16 protein-coding genes are annotated in these 15,436 nt (G+C 67.7%); 7 read left to right on the top strand and 9 right to left on the bottom strand.

Annotated elements, in window-relative coordinates:
* Positions 1–17 precede the first annotated feature (17 nt).
* On the bottom strand, positions 18–473 hold the full coding sequence (locus Q9Q79_RS05320; protein WP_005408436.1) for an SUF system Fe-S cluster assembly regulator: 456 nt from the start codon (positions 471–473) through the stop codon (positions 18–20).
* Positions 474–681: 208 nt separating this feature from the next.
* Here Q9Q79_RS05320 and Q9Q79_RS05325 point away from each other — a divergent pair, with 208 nt between their 5' ends.
* Together Q9Q79_RS05325 and Q9Q79_RS05330 are read left to right on the top strand one after the other, a co-directional pair.
* Positions 682–1,149 (top strand): SET domain-containing protein-lysine N-methyltransferase, encoded by a 468-nt coding sequence (locus tag Q9Q79_RS05325; protein ID WP_012479369.1) that lies wholly within the window; start codon positions 682–684, stop codon positions 1,147–1,149.
* Between the two features lie 162 nt (positions 1,150–1,311).
* The gene (locus Q9Q79_RS05330) at positions 1,312–1,854 is read left to right on the top strand and encodes a type 1 glutamine amidotransferase domain-containing protein (protein ID WP_024956948.1); all 543 of its coding nucleotides are present in this window, start codon (positions 1,312–1,314) and stop codon (positions 1,852–1,854) included.
* Positions 1,855–1,892: 38 nt separating this feature from the next.
* On the opposite strand, the gene Q9Q79_RS05335 is transcribed toward Q9Q79_RS05330, so the two are convergent.
* The 4 genes from Q9Q79_RS05335 to Q9Q79_RS05350 form a co-directional block, all read right to left on the bottom strand.
* The gene (locus Q9Q79_RS05335) at positions 1,893–2,489 is read right to left on the bottom strand and encodes a DUF1439 domain-containing protein (protein WP_005408439.1); all 597 of its coding nucleotides are present in this window, start codon (positions 2,487–2,489) and stop codon (positions 1,893–1,895) included.
* 82 nt (positions 2,490–2,571) lie between these two features.
* Positions 2,572–3,102, bottom strand: a complete 531-nt coding sequence (locus tag Q9Q79_RS05340; protein WP_201861909.1) for a hypothetical protein — start codon at positions 3,100–3,102, stop codon at positions 2,572–2,574.
* Between the two features lie 51 nt (positions 3,103–3,153).
* Positions 3,154–3,462: a DUF3861 family protein gene (locus Q9Q79_RS05345; RefSeq protein WP_005408441.1), complete on the bottom strand. Its 309-nt coding sequence runs from the start codon at positions 3,460–3,462 to the stop codon at positions 3,154–3,156.
* Positions 3,463–3,757: 295 nt separating this feature from the next.
* Positions 3,758–4,156, bottom strand: coding sequence for an HU family DNA-binding protein (locus tag Q9Q79_RS05350; RefSeq protein WP_005408442.1), 399 nt, complete (start codon positions 4,154–4,156; stop codon positions 3,758–3,760).
* A 372-nt stretch (positions 4,157–4,528) separates the two neighbouring features.
* On the opposite strand from Q9Q79_RS05350, the gene Q9Q79_RS05355 reads away from it, so the two are divergent.
* Positions 4,529–4,960: an OsmC family protein gene (locus Q9Q79_RS05355; RefSeq protein ID WP_005408443.1), complete on the top strand. Its 432-nt coding sequence runs from the start codon at positions 4,529–4,531 to the stop codon at positions 4,958–4,960.
* 158 nt (positions 4,961–5,118) lie between these two features.
* Here the strand turns inward: Q9Q79_RS05355 and Q9Q79_RS05360 are convergent, their stop codons facing one another.
* Entirely contained in the window at positions 5,119–5,997 is an 879-nt protein-coding gene (locus Q9Q79_RS05360; RefSeq protein ID WP_114618514.1) for a PhzF family phenazine biosynthesis protein, read from the bottom strand.
* Between the two features lie 131 nt (positions 5,998–6,128).
* On the bottom strand, positions 6,129–7,001 hold the full coding sequence (locus tag Q9Q79_RS05365) for a PhzF family phenazine biosynthesis protein (protein ID WP_049403258.1): 873 nt from the start codon (positions 6,999–7,001) through the stop codon (positions 6,129–6,131).
* Positions 7,002–7,076: 75 nt separating this feature from the next.
* On the opposite strand from Q9Q79_RS05365, the gene Q9Q79_RS05370 reads away from it, so the two are divergent.
* The 3 genes from Q9Q79_RS05370 to murD all read left to right on the top strand — a co-directional run bounded on the left by Q9Q79_RS05370 (position 7,077) and on the right by murD (position 12,490).
* A complete protein-coding gene (locus Q9Q79_RS05370; protein WP_043034179.1) occupies positions 7,077–9,671 on the top strand; it encodes a bifunctional aspartate kinase/diaminopimelate decarboxylase in 2,595 nt (864 codons plus the stop codon).
* Positions 9,672–9,747: 76 nt separating this feature from the next.
* Positions 9,748–11,100: a UDP-N-acetyl-alpha-D-muramoyl-L-alanyl-L-glutamate epimerase gene (gene murL / locus Q9Q79_RS05375; protein WP_201861911.1), complete on the top strand. Its 1,353-nt coding sequence runs from the start codon at positions 9,748–9,750 to the stop codon at positions 11,098–11,100.
* Positions 11,081–12,490, top strand: a complete 1,410-nt coding sequence (murD, locus tag Q9Q79_RS05380; RefSeq protein WP_201861913.1) for a UDP-N-acetylmuramoyl-L-alanine--D-glutamate ligase — start codon at positions 11,081–11,083, stop codon at positions 12,488–12,490. Before murL ends, murD begins: the two co-directional genes overlap by 20 nt.
* A gap of 55 nt (positions 12,491–12,545) precedes the next feature.
* Here the strand turns inward: murD and Q9Q79_RS05385 are convergent, their stop codons facing one another.
* Complete coding sequence (locus Q9Q79_RS05385) at positions 12,546–13,139, bottom strand: SMI1/KNR4 family protein (protein WP_049397516.1); 594 nt, start codon at positions 13,137–13,139, stop codon at positions 12,546–12,548.
* Between the two features lie 132 nt (positions 13,140–13,271).
* Between Q9Q79_RS05385 and Q9Q79_RS05390 the strand changes: the two genes are divergently transcribed.
* The gene (locus Q9Q79_RS05390) at positions 13,272–14,063 is read left to right on the top strand and encodes a dienelactone hydrolase family protein (protein ID WP_012479377.1); all 792 of its coding nucleotides are present in this window, start codon (positions 13,272–13,274) and stop codon (positions 14,061–14,063) included.
* Between the two features lie 171 nt (positions 14,064–14,234).
* On the opposite strand, the gene Q9Q79_RS05395 is transcribed toward Q9Q79_RS05390, so the two are convergent.
* Positions 14,235–15,233 carry a polyprenyl synthetase family protein gene (locus Q9Q79_RS05395; RefSeq protein WP_005408451.1) on the bottom strand — a complete coding sequence of 333 codons (999 nt, stop codon included), beginning with the start codon at positions 15,231–15,233 and terminating at the stop codon, positions 14,235–14,237.
* Positions 15,234–15,436: the final 203 nt, after the last annotated feature.

Raw genomic sequence — 15,436 nt, forward strand, 5'->3', positions numbered from 1 at the left:
GGGGGGCTGCCTGTGGATCAGGAGACGACGTCGACAGCGATGGTGCGGCGCTGTTCGTCATCGGCAAGGGGAAGAGGGGGCAGGATCTGGGCGAGGGTGACATCGCGCAGGGCCTCGGAGACCACGTCGTTGATCAGCCGCCAGCTGCTGCGCGCGCCGCACTTGGGCGCCATGCCGCACTGGTGGTGGTCGTGGCTGCATTCGGTCAGGGCCAATGGCCCTTCCATCGCTTCGACCACTTCGAACAGCGAGATCTCGATGGCCGGGCGGGTCAGGCGGTAGCCGCCACGGACACCGCGCAGGCCTTCGACCAGGCCGGCCTGCGCCAGCGGCTTGAGCACCTTGCTGACGGTGGGCGGCTCCAGGCCGGTGAATTCGGCCAGCTCAGTGGCACTGAGCACCTCGCCCGGACGGGCGGCAAGCACGGTCAGCACCACGGTGGCGTAATCGGTGAGCTTGGTGACACGCAACATGGGAATGCGAGCGGTTCTTAAAGCGGACTGAAATTGTACGCTTTTATTCGCCGGCATCCAACCCGGGCATTCAGCCGGCGCTGGGACGGACCGGGACGACGCACCGGGGCCACCGCCGGGGCGCCATGCTGCGCCAACGGGGTGATTTTCGCAATCACCCGGAATGGGCGAGAATCCCGGTTCCATCCGCTGCAAACAGCCCGTGCCGATGCCGAAGAAGATCCAAGCCCGCAAGTCCGCCATCCATGGCAACGGCGTGTTCGCCGTGGCCCCGATCAAGCAGGGCGAGCGCGTGATCCAGTACAAGGGCCTGCTGCGCAGCCACGGCGACGTTGATGCCGATGATAGCGGCGACGTTGAAAGCGGCCATACCTTCCTGTTCACCCTCAACGATGACTGGGTGATCGATGCCAACTACAAGGGCAACGATGCGCGCTGGATCAACCACAGCTGCGACCCGAACTGCGAGGCGGTGATCGAGGAAGACGAGGACGGTGACAGCCGTGGCGACAAGGTGTTCATCGAGGCGCTGCGTGACATCAAGGCCGGCGAAGAGCTGACCTACAACTACGGCATCACCCTGGCCGAGCGTCACACCGCCAAGCTGAAGAAGATCTGGGAGTGCCGCTGCGGCTCGCCCAAGTGCACCGGCACCATGCTGCAGCCCAAGCGCTGACCGGTACCGGGTAGTGCCGGCCGCTGGCCGGCAAGGCGCAATCCAGGTGCCGGCCAGCGGCCGGCACCACCCGGAGGCTCTCCACCTGCCGTGCACGGCAGGGTCACCGCCGTGCAAGGGCCGTTCTTCCATTCTGTCGGCACCCCCAACCGGAGTGCACCCATGGCAGAACGATTGAAGGGCAAGCAGATTGCCATCCTTGCCACCCACGGCTTTGAACAGTCCGAACTGACCGAACCCAAGCGTCTGCTGGAAGCCGAAGGCGCGCGCGTCAGCGTCGTGTCGCCTGCAAAGGAGGCGACGATCAAGGGCTGGAAAGAGAAGAACTGGGGCGACGCCGTTGCAGTGGATATTCCGCTGGATGAGGCCGATCCGGCCAGCTTCGATGCCCTGGTGCTGCCGGGAGGGGTCATCAATCCGGACACGCTGCGTACCGACGAGGCTGTACTCGGCTTCGTCCGCGCAGTAGACGAAGCCGGCAAGCCTGTGGCGGCGATCTGCCATGGCCCGTGGCTGCTGATCAACAGTGGCCTCGCCGATGGCCGCGAGCTGACGTCCTGGCCGTCCCTGCAGCAGGATCTGACCAATGCGGGGGCGAACTGGCGCGATGCCGAGGTCGTGGTCGACGGCAACGTGATCACCAGCCGCAAGCCGGACGACATCCCAGCCTTCAGTGAGGCGGTGGTCAAGGCACTCGCCGCCTGATGCGCTGCCGGTAGTGCCGGCCGCTGGCCGGCACCACCTTACTTGCCCAGCACGCCTGCCGGCACCAGGTTGCCCAGGTTCTGGTTGAAGGTGACCACCAGCTTGCCGTTCTTCACCTGTGCCGATTGCACCTGCAGCGCGCCAAGCACGCCGGCCACGGCCGGGTCCAGCTTGTAGATCGGCTCCCGCTGGGCGTAGTCGCTCAGCCAGGCGTTGAGCAGGCCACGGGTACGGGAGTCGAGACGACCGCCCTGGTTGGCCGGGGTGAAGTCATCCACGCTCGGCTGCTGCAGATGGAATCCCTGGGTCTGCGCGTCGTAGCGCAGGCCGCTGCTGAGCTTCACCGTACCCAGTTTGGCCGGATTGCCACCGGCAGTGGCCAGTGCCACGTCCATGCCAAGGTTCAAGCGCTCGCCGGCCGGGAGGCTCAGCTGGGGGTGGCTCATGGTGAGGGCGATCAGTCCGCCCAACGCGTCCTGGGTGCGCGGGAAGCTGCCATCGAGATACTGCTGCACATCGCTGGCGCCGACCGACAGTTCGCGGCCGGAAATGGATGGGGCGGCCTGCGCGCCGATCGCGGCGGCGATCAGCACGGTGGAGGCGGCGAGGCGGGTCATCAGGGAACGCAGGCGCATGGCGGTGACCGCTGGACTGGGAAAGGATGGAGGAAAGAGTAGCCGGGGCGGCTGAATCGCGCGTGCATGCCGCTGCAACGGTTCAGTCCAGCGTTGGCCGCAGTTGCGCCGACTGGATCTGCCAGCCGCGGCCATCAGCACTGGGCTGCACGCGGTACCAGCCGCCGAAGCGGAAGGTGCCTTGGGTGGTGACCGCGCGGATCCGCACCGGCACCTCCAGCAGCTTGGGAGGGTGCTGGCCGTCGCGTGCCACCGGGGGCTCGCTGTCCAGCCGCAGCGTACGCACGCCCTGCAGCTGGCGTATGGCAGCGTCATCTGCGCGGTGCGGGTCGGCCGGTGGAATCGCCCATGCCGCGTCGCTGGCGCTGCGGTTGCGGTTGAGCAGCGCGATCACGTAGCGGTTGAGCATCACCGATGGTGGTTGGGCGTCGGCAGCGACCGCAGCGAACAGCGGATCGATCGCCGGTGTCTGCAGGGACGCCGCTTCGGTGCCGGCGAAGCCCTGCGTTCCGGCGCTGGCGACAGCCGGCGCTGGCGCAACATCGGGCGCTGCCGCAGGCCTGGAGCAGCCGAGCAGCGCCAGGGGCGCGATCAGGAAAAGCGTCCTGCGCATGCCTCCTCCCCGAGGCGATGTGGGGGAGACAGTGTATCGGCTGCGCGGGAATCAGCGGGAGGAGGGCAACTGCTCCAGCGCATCCAGTGCCGGCAGCACCTGCCCGGCGATGGCGGCCAACGCATGTCCATCGGTCTCCGCGTGGCGCTGCACGATGTCGCGCAGCAGCTGGGTGGCGATCACCAGGGTCGCGCGTTCATCACCGCTGATGCCAGCGGTGCGTGGCGCCGCTTCCAGCAGGCGCATCAGGTCGCGGCTGGCGCGATGTTCCAGTTCGATGGTGCAGCGCCCGGTGCACTGCAACCCGTCCTTTTCGATGGGGGTCACCGAGATCCGGTAGCGGGTGGAGGGGCTGGCCATGAGGGGATGCTCGCCGTAGCTGTGGAGGATGTGCCCACCTTAGGCAAGGCCGTGCCCGGCGGCGATGGCCGGGGCTGCACGCAGTGTTCCACCCGGTACGTTCCAGGGCCTGCCCAGGCCGCGCCTGGCTAATGGCGACGGGCTTGAACGGGGATTTTCCAGTATGCGGCAACGCTGTGTTGCGGATGCCCCGGGGCGGCGCATCCACGCGTGGCGTGGACCTGCTGCCGGGAACGTGCAAAAGAAAACGGGACGGCCAGAGCCGTCCCGTCGGAATCCGCGTTGGGGCGCGCGCTTACAGCGCGGCGTCCTTCAGCTTCTTCAGCGGACGCACCTTCAGCTTGGTGGTGGCCGGCTTGGCAGCGAACCACTGCTCTTCCTTGGTGAACGGGTTGATGCCCTTGCGCTTCGGCTTGGCCGGCACATTGACGGTGGTGATCTTCAGCAGGCCCGGCAGGGTGAAGGAGCCAGCGCCCTTCTTGTGCACCGAGGAGGCAACGGCGCTTTCCAGCGAGGCCAGCACAGCGCGGACGTCCTTGGCGACGACGCCGGAGGCTTCAGCGATGTGTGCAACCAGGCCGGACTTGGTCAGCACTTCCTTGATCGGCTTCGGAGCGGCCGGCTTGGCGGCTGCCTTCGTCGCGACTTTCTTCACTGCCTTCTTCGGGGCAGCCTTCTTAGCGGTCTTTGCCATGGTTTCCTGTTCCGTGAACGGTTGGTTGTTTGGTCGGCGCCGAACCCCGTCGGCAAGCGCAATGTAGGGCAACTCTTGGGCGCCGCCAATAGCCCGAAGCGCGGAAAGTGCATGTTTTTTCATATCTAGGCCGATTCAGTACATGGCGCGCCGTGGGGGACGGGGGTGTGGCAACGCGCGCGACGGCCCACGCCCGCCCATCGGCGGAATGCGCGAAACCACTGAAAACAAGAGAAAAATGCGTTTCCGGCTGGTGAGAAAGTGTCCACGCGCCGGGTTCGGAGGGCGACCTGCGGCGTGCGGCGGAGCGACGCAGGGCTAACGCCTCCCGTGCGAGGGTGACCGTTCATCACCGTCACGCAGGAGCAGCACATGGGAATCTCGCGACACGCCACCGCGCACTGGGAAGGCGATCTGAAGTCGGGCAAGGGGCAGCTGAGCACGCCGCAGAGCGGGCTGCTGGACAAGACACGCTACGGCTTCAACAGCCGTTTCGGCGACGAAAAGGGCACCAATCCGGAAGAGCTCATCGCTGCTGCGCACGCCGGTTGCTTCACCATGGCGCTGTCGGCCAAGCTCGGCGAAGCCGGCTTTACCCCGACCTCGCTGGACACCGAAGCCAAGGTCGATCTGTCATTGGAGGGCGGCCCGCAGCTGTCGCAGATCCGGCTGAAGGTGAAGGCAGTGGTGCCGGGTATCGACGCGACGCAGTTCCGTGCGATTGCCGATGACGCCAAGCAGAACTGCCCGGTGTCCAAGGCGCTGAGCGCGGTGCCGATCAGCCTGGAAGCCGAGCTGGGCTGAGGGTAGTGCCGGCCGCTGGCCGGCAACCGCATGATGTCGAGGTCCAGGTGACAGCCGGCCAGCGTTATGGCGGCCTTCCCGGCCGCCACCCTCCGGGCCGTCGCGTCCGACGTTGGCAGCGGCTCCTGCCGCTGCCTTCGGCTCTACCTCGATGGTGTTTACCAATCGATGGTGCCGCTGATCACCGTCTGCACCTGCCCGCCAGACCAGACCTCGCCGTCCTGGTCGACCAGCAGGGTCAGGCGCGCGTCATGGCCGACTTCGCGGCCCTGGCTGACTTCAAACGGCGTCCGTCCACGCGGCAGCGCGTCACGCAGGTCCAGCCACGCGGCCAGCACCGCATTGGCCGCACCCGAGGCGGCGTCCTCGAAGCGGCGTCCATTGCCGACGAAGGCACGTACGGCCAGGTCGAAACCCTCGCTGCCATCGCTGAAGGCATAGGCGAACACGCCCATGCTGTCGGTGGATTCAGCCAGTGCGGCCACTGCATCCCAGTCTGGCTGCAGCGCGCGCAATGCGGCCTCGTCGGCCACCTGCACCACCCACCAGCTGCGGCCGCCCTGCATGCGTGCCGGCGGCAGTGTGCCCAGCGGCCAGTCCTTCAGCGCGGCCTGCAGGCGCGGATCGGTCGCCTCGGCAGTCTCGGCCAGCTGCGCGCGCGGGGTGCGGATGGCGATGCGCTGCTGCGTACCCTCACCGCTGACGCGCAGCGGCAGCGCGCCGGCAATGCCATCCTGCACCAGCACGCCGTCGACCGCTGCGGCCAGGCCCGCCTGCAGCACCGCGTGCGCGGTGCCGACGCTGGGGTGGCCGGCGAACGGAACTTCCTTCTGCGGGCTGAACATGCGCAATCGATAGCTGGCGCCCGGCACCTGCGGCGGGAACACGAAGGTGGTTTCGGGCAGGCGCGTCCAGCGCGCGATGGCCTGCATGCTGGCGTCGTCCAGGCCCTCGGCATCGAGTACCACGGCCAGCGGATTGCCAGCGCCAGCGCGCGGGGAGAACACGTCCAGCTGCAGGAAACGGCGGGTGGACATCAGGCGGCACTCCAGTAAACAGGCCGCATAGCGTAGCGCGGAGCACCAAAAAGGGGACGGAGGGAATTAAGTCGCTTTTGCCTCATGTGCCATAAGCGACTTAATTCCCTCCGTCCCCTTTTTTCCGTGGGCTACCAGCGGATGCTGCCGTCGATCACGCACTGCACCTGGCCGCCGATCCACACCGTGCCCTGCGCATCAACCTCGACCTGTACGCGACCATCGCGGCCGACTTCGCGGCCCTGGCTGGCGACGTAGCGGCCCTCGCGGCCGGGCAGGGCATTGCGCTGGCGCAGCCAGGCACCGATCAGCGCATTGGCGCTGCCTGTCACTGGATCCTCGGGCACGGCGGCTGCATCAGCGGGGCAGAAGGCGCGCACCACCCGGGTGTGGTCGTCGCCGGCCTCGTCGGCGAACACGGCCACACCGGTCGCGTCGGTGGCGAGGCTCCAGTCGGCCAGCGTGGCCATGTCCGGCACAAGGTTGCGTACGGCGGCGGCGTCGCGCAGCGGCAACAGCCACCAGCGTGCGCCGTTGTCCCACAGTTCGGGCACGTGCCCGCTGTCGGCCAGCGCCAGCAGCGCTTCGGGCGCTCCGTCGGCCGCTGTGTCCAGTTGCCGCGCCGGTGGGCTGGCCAGCTGGATCTGCAGTGCCTCGGCCGGGCCGCTCACCCGTACAGGCAGCAACCCCGCCGCGCATTGCTGCAGGAGGGAACCGTCGTGCGGTTGCGCCAGGCCGCAGGTCACCGCCGCCCAGGCGGCGCCGACGCTGGGGTGGCCGGCGAAGGCCAGCTCGCGGGTCGGGGTGAAGATGCGGATGTGGTAGTCGGCGCCCGGCGTGCTGGGGCGCAGGAAGAACACCGTCTCGGACAGGTTCAGCCAGGCGGCCAGGGCCTGCATCTGGCTGCTGGGGAGCCCGTCGGCGTCCAGAATGACGCCCAACGGGTTGCCGGTGCCGGGGCGGGGGGCGAAGACATCGAGCTGCAGGTAACGGAGGACGGCCATCTACGGGGATATTGCGCTTAGAATCAAAGGTTCCGCCCCCGAGGGCGGCTTCCCCACATTCTACATAGCCAATCCATGTCAGCTTCCCCCCTTGTCGATCGTTGGATCGTACTGAAGTTCGGCGGCACCTCGGTGTCGCGTCGTCACCGCTGGGACACGATCGGGAAGCTGGCGAAAAAACGCGCGGAAGAGACCGGCTCGCGCGTGCTGGTGGTGGTGTCGGCGCTGTCCGGGGTCACCAACGAACTGACCGCGATCGCCGATGGCGCGCCCGACAGCCGGGACCGCGTGGCGGCGCTGGTCGAACGCCACGAGGCCTTCCTGGTTGAACTCGGCCTGGGCCGCGAGGTGCTGACCGATCGCCTCGCCGCGCTGCAGGGCCTGCTCGACGACGTGCGTGCAGCCACCCGTCCGCTCGACTGGCAGGCCGAAGTGCTGGGCCAGGGCGAGCTGCTGTCCTCCACTCTGGGTGCGGCCTACCTGCGCGCGTCGGGCCTGGACATGGGCTGGATGGATGCCCGCCAGTGGCTGGACGCGATGCCGCCGCAGCCGAACCAGAGCGACTGGTCGCAGCGCCTGTCGGTGAACTGCCAGTGGCGTGCCGACGCGGAATGGATGCAGCGCTTCCGCGCGCAGCCGACCCGCCTGCTGATCACCCAGGGCTTCATCTCGCGGCATGCCGATGGCGGTACCGCCATCCTCGGCCGCGGCGGCTCGGATACCTCGGCGGCGTACTTCGGCGCGTTGCTGGGTGCCAGCCGCGTGGAGATCTGGACCGATGTGCCGGGCATGTTCAGCGCCAATCCGAAGGATGTGCCGGACGCGCGCCTGCTGACCCGCCTGGACTATTACGAGGCGCAGGAAATCGCCACCACCGGCGCCAAGGTGCTGCACCCGCGCTCGATCAAGCCGTGCCGCGATGCCGGCGTACCGATGGCCATCCTCGATACCGAGCGCCCGGAACTGCCCGGCACCAGCATCGACGGCAGCGCCGCGCCGGTACCAGGGGTGAAGGCGATCAGCCGCCGCAACGGCATCGTGCTGGTGTCGATGGAAGGCATCGGCATGTGGCAGCAGGTCGGCTTCCTGGCCGATGTGTTCAATCTGTTCAAGAAGCACGGCCTGTCGGTGGACCTGATCGGTTCGGCCGAAACCAACGTCACCGTGTCGCTGGATCCGTCCGAGAACCTGGTCAACACCGATGTGCTGGCCGCGCTGTCGGCCGACCTGTCGCAGATCTGCAAGGTGAAGGTGATCGTGCCGTGTGCGGCGATCACTCTGGTGGGCCGTGGCATGCGTTCGCTGCTGCACAAGCTGTCGGACGTGTGGGCGACCTTCGGCCGCGAGCGCGTGCACATGATCTCGCAGTCGTCCAACGACCTGAACCTGACCTTCGTCATCGACGAGGCCGATGCCGATGGCCTGCTGCCGGTGTTGCACGCCGAGCTGATCGACAGCGGCGCGATGCCGGTGGAAGAGACCGAAGTGTTCGGCCCGCGCTGGCGCGAGATCGCCGGCACCGTGCGCCCGCGCGGCACGCCGTGGTGGCGGGGCCAGCGTGCGCACCTGCTGCAGCTGGCCGATGCCGGTACGCCGCGCTACGTCTACCATCTGCCGACCGTGCGCGCCCGCGCCCGTGCGCTGGCCGCGATCAAGCCGATCGACCAGCGCTACTACGCGATCAAGGCCAACAGCCACCCGGCCATCCTGCAGCTGCTGGAAGCCGAAGGCTTCGGCCTGGAGTGCGTGTCGCATGGCGAACTGAAGCATGTGTTCCAGCACCTGCCGGAACTGTCGCCCAAGCGCGTGCTGTTCACCCCCAGCTTCTGCCCGCGCAGCGAATACGAAGCCGCATTCGCGCTGGGCGTGACCGTGACGGTCGACAACGTCGAAGCACTGCAGCGCTGGCCGGACCTGTTCCGCAACCGCGAGCTGTGGCTGCGCGTCGACCTGGGCCGTGGCGAAGGCCACCACGCCAAGGTCCGTACCGGTGGCAAGGAGTCCAAGTTCGGCCTGCCGATCGCCCGTGTCGATGAGTTCGTGCGCGCAGCCACCGATCTGGGCAGCCGCGTGGTCGGCCTGCACGCGCACCTCGGCAGCGGCGTGGAGACCGCGCAGCACTGGCGCCTGATGTGCGATGAGCTGGCCGGTTTCGCCCGCCGCATCGGCAGCGTGCAGACCATCGACATCGGCGGCGGCCTGCCGATTCCGTATTCCGCCGAGGACGAGCCGTTCGACCTGGATGCCTGGGCCGAGGGCCTGGCCGAGGTCAAGGCGCTGCATCCGGCGTTCCGCCTGGCGATCGAGCCGGGCCGCTACCTGGTGGCCGAATCCGGCGTGCTGCTGACCCACGCCACCCAGGTGGTGGAAAAGGACGGCGTGCGCCGCGTCGGCCTGGATGCCGGCATGAATGCATTGATGCGCCCGGCCCTGTACGACGCCTGGCACGACATCGAGAACCTCAGCCGCCAGGGTGGCTACGCTGAGGCCGCATTCGATGTGGTCGGCCCGATCTGCGAGTCCAGCGACGTGTTCGGCAAGCGCCGCAAGCTGCCGGTGTCGACCGCGCCGGACGACGTGATGCTGATCGCCGATGCCGGCGCCTACGGCTATTCGATGGCCAACACCTACAACCAGCGGATGCTGCCGCGCGAAGACGTGATCGAATGATCGCCGCGCGCGCCCTGCACCCGCCCACCGACACGCCCCGCGCCATCGCGCGGGCCCGTGCCTGACCGGATACACCATGACTGCTTTCGACAAACACCAGGTTTCCCGCTTCCGCTTCGTCCGCTGCGAATTCGCCGCGGAGACCGGCGTGGCCAGGCTGGTCTATGCCTTTGATGACGGCCCGGAGATGGTGGAAACCATCACCGTGCCGGGCGCCCCGTTCGTGCTGGACGAGGCGCGTGCCGCCGCCGTGCAGCGTGCGCTGCAGCTGCTGCACCTGATCGCGGGTGTCAGCTACTACAAGGCGGGCGTGCCGGAGACGGTCAGCATCGACAGCTACAGCATCGATGCCGATACCGCCGCACTGGTGGAGACCATTTACCTCAACGGCCTGGGCGAATTCGCCTACCGCAATGGCCTGAACCTGCGCGGCCGCTTCCGGTTGCCGGTGCAGGGCGAGGCCGTGCAGGCGCCGTCGCTGGGCCTGCAGCCGCACGCGCTGGTGGCTATCGGCGGCGGCAAGGATTCGCTGGTCAGCATCGAAGCGCTGCGCCGTGCGGGCGTGGACGAGACCGTGACCTGGATCGGTGGCTCGCAGCTGATCCGTGCGTGCGCCGAGCGCACCGGCCTGCCGACATTGAACCTGGGCCGCACGCTGGCACCTGAACTGTTCGAGTTGAATCGCCAGGGCGCATGGAACGGCCATATCCCGGTGACGGTGGTGAACTCGGCGATCATGGTGCTGGCCGCGTTGCTGCACGGCGTGGACCAGGTGGTGTTCTCCAACGAGCGCTCGGCCAGCTACGGCAGCCAGATTCCGGGCACCGGCGAAGTGAATCATCAGTGGTCCAAGGGCTGGGCCTGCGAGCAGGCGTTCGGCAGCCATGTGCAGAAGTACGTGGCGGCGGACCTGCAGTACTACTCGCTGCTGCGCCCGATGTCCGAGCTGGCGGTGGCCCGCCAGTTCGCCAAGAGTGACTTCTACGACGCGCATTTCTCCAGCTGCAACCGCAACTTCCACATCCTCGGCGAGCGCCCGGTGAACCGCTGGTGCGGCGTCTGCCCGAAGTGCCACTTCGTGTTCCTGGCGCTGGCCCCGTTCATGCCCAAGACGCGCCTGGTGCGCATCTTCGGCCGCAACCTGCTGGACGATGCCGAGCAGGCCGGTGGCTTCGATGCGCTGCTGGAATTCCAGGACCACAAGCCGTTCGAGTGCGTGGGCGAAGGCCGCGAATCGCGTGCGGCGATGGCGACCCTGGCGCAACGCCCGGAGTGGAAGGAAGACGTGCTGGTGAAGCGCTTCTGCAACGAGATCCAGCCGCAGCTGGATGCCGCCGAACTGGAACTGGCGCCGCTGCTGCAGCTGCAGGGCGAGCATCGCGTTCCGCCTGCGCTGTGGGAACGGGTGCGTGAAGATTTCGAAGCTTGAAGGAAAGCGCGTTGCGCTGTGGGGCTGGGGCCGTGAGGGCCGCGCCGCGTTTGCGGTGCTGCGTGAGCGCCTGCCCACGCTGCCGCTGAGCCTGTTCTGCCCGGCGGCTGAAGTCGAGGCCGCGCGTGCGGAAACGCAGGGCGTGCTGGACGTGCGTGGCGAGCCTTCTGCTGAAGCGCTGGCCGCGTTTGACGTGGTGATCAAGTCTCCCGGCATCAGCCCCTACCAGCCAATCGCGTTGGCGGCGGAAGGGCAGGGCACCCGCTTCATTGGTGGCACCGCGCTGTGGTTCGCCGAACACGCGGCCGACGATGGCATCGTGCACGACACCGTGTGCGTGACCGGTACCAAGGGCAAGAGCACCACCACCGCGCTGGTCGCGCACCTGCTGCGTGCCGCCGGCCACCGTACCGGCCTGGTAGGCAACATCGGCCTGCCGCTGCTGGAAGTGCTGGACCCGCAGCCCGCGCCTGAGTACTGGGCGGTGGAACTGTCCAGCTACCAGACCGGCGAAGTGGCACGCAGTGGCGCCCGCCCGCAGGTGGCGGTGGTGCTGAACCTGTTCCCGGAACACCTGGACTGGCACGGCAGCGAACAGCGTTACATCGAAGACAAGTTGCGGCTGGTGACTGAAGCTGCGCCGCGCATCGCCGTGCTCAACGCCGCCGATCCGCATCTTGCCGCGCTGTCGCTGCCCGAAAGCGAGGTGGTCTGGTTCAACCAACCGCAGGGCTGGCACATGCGCGGTGACATCGTGCACCGTGGCGAACAGCCGGTGTTCGATACCCGCAACACGCCGCTGCCGGGCCGCCACAACCGTGGCAACCTGTGCGCGGTGCTGGCCGCGCTGGAAGCGCTGGGGCTGGACGCGGTGGTGCTGGCGCCGGCGGTGCAGGACTTCCGTCCGCTGCCGAACCGCCTGCAGCGCATCGGCGTGGCCGATGGCCTGACCTACGTCAACGATTCGATCAGCACCACGCCGCATGCCAGCTTGGCTGCGCTGGAGTGCTTCGCCGGCCAGCGCATCGCGCTGCTGGTGGGCGGGCACGACCGTGGCCTGGACTGGACCGATTTCATGCAGCACATGGCGCACGACGTGCCGCCGGTGGAGATCGTGACCATGGGCAGCAACGGCCCGCGCATCCACGCCATGCTGCAGCCGCTGGCCGATACCGGTCGCTTCGGTCTGCATGCGGCCGGTGACCTGCCCGAAGCGATGGCGTTGGCACGCGCCGCGCTGGGTGAGCAGGGTGGGGTGGTGCTGCTGTCGCCGGGCGCACCGAGCTTTGGTGCGTACCGCGATTACGTGGCGCGTGGCCGTCATTTCGCCGAGCTGGCCGGATTCGACCCGGACAGCATCAGCGCGATTCCGGGCCTGGGCATCGGGTAGTGCCGGCCGCTGGCCGGCAACCCTCCGGAGAAATTCATCCACGCATGGCGTGGATCTACTGATCCTCGTCGATGAATGCGTAGCCGCCGTCGATCAATTGCTGCAGATACGCATCGAAGCTGGGGGCGATCACCGCATAGCTGTCCGGGTCGTGCAGGTAGCGCACCACCTGGCCGACCGTGCCGCCCGGTGCGGGGTTGAAATCCAGGTAAAGCATCGACGTGCCGCCGTTGTTCATGCAGTGCGAGAAGCACAGGCGGCGGTTCATCGGCAGATCCGCGTCGATGCCTTCACCCAGAATCTCCGGCTCGTCATCCAGCCACTCTTCGTAGATGGAACGGATGCTGTCGTCCCATTGCTGCTGGTCCTCGAAGATCTGCGCGACCGAGCGCAGGTAGTACGGGTAGCCGCCGTCTTCCACGTCCGACCCGAGCATCAGCACGCAGACCCCGCCGCCGGGGTACTCGCGGAAGTGGGTGCCATCGACGCGCGACAACAGTTCCACCAGGCTGTCAGGCACCTGCGGCCATTGCATGCGCAGGCGCTGCAGGTCTTCTGCGCCGGCGCCCTGGACGTGAGCCCATTGCGGCGCATCGTCGGCGGGCAGGCGTGGGATCAGGCCAGACAGAAAGCGATCAACAAGGTTCATGCGAAAAAGGGGACGGAGGGGATTAAGTCGTATCCAACCACACCTGCGTCACGTCGCCAATGCAGAATGCGACGCGGGAGGGGCGAATACGGCTTAATCCCCTCCGTCCCCTTCTTCTTGCGGAGCAGGCGCATGATTCGTTGGCGATGCGGTGTGGCGGTGATGCTGGGGCTGGCGGCGATGCCGGCGTGGGCGGCGATGAAGACGCAGCCGGTGGAGTGGAAACACCAGGGCACGACCTTCAGTGGCGTGCTGGTCTATGACGACGGCGACAACGACAAGCGCCCGGGCCTGGTGATGGTGCCGAACTGGAAGGGTGTGAACGAATCGGCCATCGAGAAGGCCAAGCAGCTGGCCGGCGATGACTACGTGGTGCTGGTGGCCGATGTGTACGGCAAGGGCGTGCGGCCGAAGACCGATGCCGAGGCCGGGCCGGTGGCGACCAAGCTGCGCAACGACCGGCCGTTGCTGCGGGCACGTGCGCTGGAAGCGGTGAACGTGCTCAAGGCGCAGGCCGGCAGGGTGCCGCTCGATGCCAGCCGGATCGGTGCGGTGGGCTTCTGCTTTGGCGGCACCACGGTGCTGGAGCTGGCCCGTGCAGGTGCGCCGTTGGCCGGTGTGGTCAGCCTGCACGGCGGGCTGGGTTCGCCGCTGCCGGCGCAGGCCGGTGGCAGTCACCCGTCGGTGCTGGTGCTCAATGGTGCCGACGACAAGAGCGTGACCGCCGAGGATATCGCCGGTTTCCAGAGGGAAATGAACGCCGCCAAGGTCGACTGGGAGTTCACCAACTACAGCGGGGCGGTGCACTGCTTTGCCGAGCGCGATGCCAACAGCCCGCCGGGGTGCCAGTACAACGAACGGGCGGCCAAGCGCGCGTGGAAGGCGCTGGATGAGTTCTTCGAGGAGCGCTTCGAGAAACGTTGATCCGCGCAGCGGTAGTGCCGGCCGTTGGCCGGCGTTCCCGTGACATCCGCAGCATCATGAGGTTGCCGGCCAGCGGCCGGCACTACCGATGCTTCAGTGCCGACCAACGGTCGGCACCCACCGGAATGCCGGTGGGTGGGTGCCGACCGTTGGTCGGCATACCTCAACCCATCAATGCGAACGCTGCACCGCGTAACGCGCCAGGCCACGCAGGGCCGCCACGGCATCGTTGTCGCCCAGGCCATCGAGCGCGCGCTCGGCGGCTTCGGCATATTCCTCGGCACGCGCGCGGCTGTACTCCAGGCCGCCGGTAGCACGGATCGCGGCCAGCACTTCCGGCATCGCCGAAGCGTCGCCGTCCTGCACGATGGTGCGCAGGCGCTCGCGGGTGGCGTCGTCGGAGTGGGCCATCGCGTGGATCAGCGGCAGCGTGGCCTTGCCCTCGGCGAGGTCGTCGCCCAGGTTCTTGCCCAGTTCCTCGGCATTGGCCGAGTAGTCCAGCACGTCGTCGGCGATCTGGAACGCGTAGCCCAGATGCATGCCGTAGTCGAACAGGGCCTGCTGGGTGGCTTCGTCCACGCCGCTGGCCAGCGCACCCAGGCGGGTGCCGGCGGCGAACAGAACCGCGGTCTTGCGCTCGATCACACGCAGGTAGGCGGCTTCGTCGGTGTCCGGGTTGTGCACGTGCAGCAGCTGCAGCACTTCACCCTCGGCGATGCGGTTGGTGGCGTCGGCCAGGATCTGCATCACCGGCATGCGCTCCAGCTCGACCATCAGCTGGAAGCTGCGCGAGTACAGGAAGTCGCCGACCAGCACGCTGGGCGCGTTGCCCCACAGCGCGTTGGCGGTGCTGCGGCCACGGCGCAGGCTGGATTCGTCCACCACGTCATCGTGCAGCAGGGTCGAGGTATGGATGAACTCGATGATCGCCGCCAACTGGTGGTGCTCCGGACCGGCCTGGCCGACCGCGTGGCCGGCCAGCATCACCAGCATCGGGCGCAGGCGCTTGCCGCCGGCGGAAATGATGTGGTCGGCGATCTGGTTGATCAGCACGACGTCCGAGGACAGCCGGCGCCGGATCAGGGCGTCGACGGCGGCCATGTCGGCCGCGGCAAGCGACTGGATCTGGGGCAGGCCCAGGGCGGGACGGGTGTCTTCGGTGATGGTCATGCGATCAGGCTTTCAGGCTCACCACCGATTATAGGCGCTGGCCGTGAATTCGGGCGCAAACGGGGCTGGCCGGCGTTCCCGGCCCCGCAAACGCTGCCGCCTGCGTGAATACGTATGCAGGTTGCGCCATGCCCGCGAGGCCGCCGCTAAGCTTGCCGGATCAGGATTTCGGCCCGCTGCCGGCGGGTCCCGCATGCCCGGAG

Origin of the sequence: Stenotrophomonas sp. a6 (assembly GCF_030913325.1) — a bacterium.
Classification (GTDB): domain Bacteria; phylum Pseudomonadota; class Gammaproteobacteria; order Xanthomonadales; family Xanthomonadaceae; genus Stenotrophomonas; species Stenotrophomonas maltophilia.